The sequence below is a fragment of the Mitsuaria sp. TWR114 genome, from assembly GCF_007997345.1.
The window spans coordinates 1-3,158 of record NZ_VOSR01000738.1; the positions used below are offsets into that span (position 1 = coordinate 1).

Below are 3,158 nucleotides of genomic sequence, written 5' to 3' on the forward strand. Positions count from 1 at the left end.
CCACGTAGCCCTTGAGCTGGCTGGGCGCGCTGCTGTTGACCTCGTTGAGGATCACGCGCGCGCTGCCCTTGGCCAGCCACGGATTGCCCTGCACGAAACCGCCCAGCTGCGTGCTGGCATCGGTGCGCGAGTTGTTCAGGATCACGCCCTGCCGGTCGACGTCGAACTGGCTGTAGGTGTTGCGCGAGACGCCGGCCGCGCTGGGCGTCTGGATGTTCACCTGCACCGTGCCGTTGGCGCTGTTGACCACCGTCGGCTGCTGCTGCTTCGGCGCATTCGGATCGGCCTTGACCTGGGCCAGCGCCTCCGGTGCCAGCGTGATCACCGCCCCCATCGCGAAGGCCGCGGCCAGCGCGAGCAGCGCCGGCGGGCCACGCGAGATCGCCGGCACGACCTCCGCGGCGGCCAGCGCGCGACGCGCCGGTGCCGCGCTCTCCCCGCTGCCGCCCTTGGTCTGGCTGACGGCGGTCTCGGCCACGGCCATCAGTTGGCCACGTTGCTTGTTGAAGACGATTCGGTACTGGAGACGGTTCATCGTGAGCTCAACGGAGAAATTGGGGAGCGAGGGATCCGGGTCAGCGCAAGGGCATCAACGGAAAGGCATCAACGGGAATAGGTCAGGCTGAAACCCGCGACGACGCGGGCCGCCGGGAAGCGCGCGGGCTGCCACAGCGGCGCGCCGGCGAAGACATCGAGCGAGAAGCCCTGCGTGCGCAGGCGCGAGCCGATGACGGCGCCGGTCAGGTGGCGTCCGGCCAGGCGTTCCGCGCCGTTGCCGCCGACCAGGCCGGCGTCCACGCCCAGGTACATCGATACCGCCGGGGAGCCCTGCGGCGCGCTCAGCGGCAGCTCGGCCTCGTTGCGCCAGAGCAGGCCGTCGTCGGCGGACAGGGAGGCATCGCTGCCGAAGCCGCGCACCGTGTAGCGGCCGCCGATGGAGAAGCGGTCCTGCGGCGTCAGGCGGTTCAGCGCGAGCTGGCCGCGCACCGAGCTGCTCAGCTGCAGCTGACGGGCGCCCAGCGGCAGTGCGCCGTTGACGCTGACGCTGCCCTGCAGCAGCTTCACGCGCGAGTCGGCCTCGCCGAAGGCCTCCTCGGGCGCCTCCAGCGCGTGGAAGGCGCCGGTGCCGCGCTTGAGGCTGAACTCGGCCTCGCTGCCGACGCCGCCGGCCTGGCGCTTGAGGTTGAAGCCGGCTTCCCAGCCGCCGGTGCGCCGGCGCTGCACCTCGACCTCGGTGTCGTCGATGTAGTTGCGCGAGCCGCGGCCGAACAGCTTCACGAAACCGCTGAACTTGTACTGGCCGTCGCGCCAGAGCATGCGGGTCAGCTTGAGTTCGCCGTTGCTGCTGGCGCCGCGGTAGACGTAGGTCTGGTTCGCGCCGATGACGACCTGGCGATAGCCGCTGCGGCTGAAGGTCACGCTCAGCAGCGCGTGGCCCCAGGGCAGCGAGTAATGCAGCACGTGGCCGCCGGTGCCCTTGTGCGGACCGTCGCGCTCGTCGACGCGGCGCGCGAGCCAGTCGGCGTCGCGGTTCAGGGTCACGTAGAAGAGGTCGTTGAGCGTCAGCGCATGGTCCAGCGAGGCGGTCAGCGCCAGCGGATAGCGGCCGGTGGCCTCGCTGCCGCTGTCGTCCAGCGACACCTGCCAGCGCCATTGGCGCCCGCCCTGGTAGCTGACGGCGAGGTCGCTGTAGCCGGGCTCGACCGTGTCCCGGGCAGGCTCGACCTGGATGTCGGCCTGCGCGCCGGGCACGCGTTGCAGGTTCTCCAGCGCCTGCTCCATGTCGCGCAGGTTGAGCACGTCGCCGGGCTTGACCGGCAGCGCGTTGGCCAGCCGCACCTGCGGGGAGCTGCCCTCGCGCACGCGGATCGCGTGGACGCGTCCCGGCACCACGGTCAGGCGCAGCACGCCGGTGGACAGGTCCTGGGGCGCGGCCAGCACGCGCGTGGTGATGAAACCTTCCTCGATCAGCGCGTCCTGCAGCCGCGTGACCAGCGTGGCCACGCCGGTGGCGCCCAGGCAACGGCCGATCGGGGCGTCGTCGCCCTGCGGGCCGTCCAGCGCGCGGATCTGGCGGGCCATGCGGGGCTGGTCCGCGACGCCGTCCAGCTCGATCCGGGTGATGAGGAAACAGGGCGACTCGTCGTCGCGCAGGCGTTGACGCGCCGGGGGCGGGCTGGCGCGCAGGCGCACGTCGGGTTCGCGCTCCAGCGACTGGCGCTGCTGCGCCTCGCGCTGCTGCTGAAGCTGGCGTTGCGCGTCAGGGTCGACCGTGCCCGGCGGCAAGGCCTGACCCCAGGCGGTTTCCACGCCGGCGGCGAGCGCCGCGGCCAGCGCCACCATCGCCACTGCCGGCACGCCGGCGGCCGGGCGCGCGTGCGCCCGCTTGTTCTTGTCCTGCTGCATCCCTTGCCTGCCTGTTGGGCGTTGTTTTTCTGAACCCAAGGCAGCCGGGAAGACGGCAATGCATCACGGACTGGCGCGGACCCATCCGGCAACCCCGCTATCTCATGGCACGGCATCGGAGGGATGCCGGCGGGAGACCGGAAGCTTTGCGTCGCCGGCTCGCGCCGGTTTTGCCCTAGGCAGTCCGCGCCCTGTGAGATTCCTCACGAAGTGCTCGCTCGGCGGCGGACTCGAGTGAAGCACTGTATCGGAGTGCAACACGATCGACACATCGCACTTCAGGGAGGATTGACGAAGCGGCCGCGAGCCGCTAGCGCGGCTTTCGAGGCAGAAAGTCTCACGCCCGGCCCTCGCGATCAGCGCCCGGTGCCACACGGTGCGATGAGCGCCCGCCTGCCCGCTATCCTCCGGAGCTGAACGTGCGTCGCGAACCGCCGCGGCGCCTTGGCTGATCGCCGGTCCTCGCGTCCACCGATGCCCTCTTCCGCCACGCTCGCCCCACTCGCCTCGCCCGCTCCGCGCCGCTCCGCGCCGCTCCGGTTCGCCCGCTGGATCCTCGCGGGCCTGCTGGCGGGTGCACTGGTCGCCACGGCCCCGGCGCAAGACCTGGCGCTGACCACGCACACGCAGTCGGACGGACTCTCCAATCTCTCCGTCACCGCCATGGTCCAGCTGCCCGACGGCCGCCTGGTCATCGGCACCGAGAACGGTCTCTATCGCCACGACGGCGCCCGCATCACCCGCATCGACGC

The 3,158-nt window shown here is 71.4% G+C and carries 3 protein-coding genes and 1 riboswitch; of the genes, 1 reads left to right on the forward strand and 2 read right to left on the reverse strand.

Annotation, left to right across the window (positions count from 1 at the left end):
* Both FUT87_RS23385 and FUT87_RS23390 read right to left on the reverse strand, forming a co-directional pair.
* Nucleotides 1-535: ESPR-type extended signal peptide-containing protein (locus tag FUT87_RS23385; protein WP_147242558.1), on the reverse strand; the 535-nt coding region annotated here is incomplete at its 3' end.
* Between the two features lie 68 nt (nucleotides 536-603).
* Nucleotides 604-2,406 (reverse strand): ShlB/FhaC/HecB family hemolysin secretion/activation protein, encoded by a 1,803-nt coding sequence (locus FUT87_RS23390; protein ID WP_147242559.1) that lies wholly within the window; start codon nucleotides 2,404-2,406, stop codon nucleotides 604-606.
* A gap of 84 nt (nucleotides 2,407-2,490) precedes the next feature.
* Nucleotides 2,491-2,591, reverse strand: a riboswitch (cyclic di-GMP riboswitch).
* Nucleotides 2,592-2,880: 289 nt separating this feature from the next.
* On the opposite strand from FUT87_RS23390, the gene FUT87_RS23395 reads away from it, so the two are divergent.
* A partial coding sequence (locus FUT87_RS23395; protein ID WP_222617251.1) for a hypothetical protein occupies nucleotides 2,881-3,158 on the forward strand: 278 nt, incomplete at its 3' end.

What these genes read in the sequence shown, in the direction of transcription:
- FUT87_RS23390 (WP_147242559.1), bottom strand. Translation starts at nt 2,406, where the DNA reads ATGCAGCAGGACAAGAACAAGCGGGCGCACGCGCGCCCGGCCGCCGGC.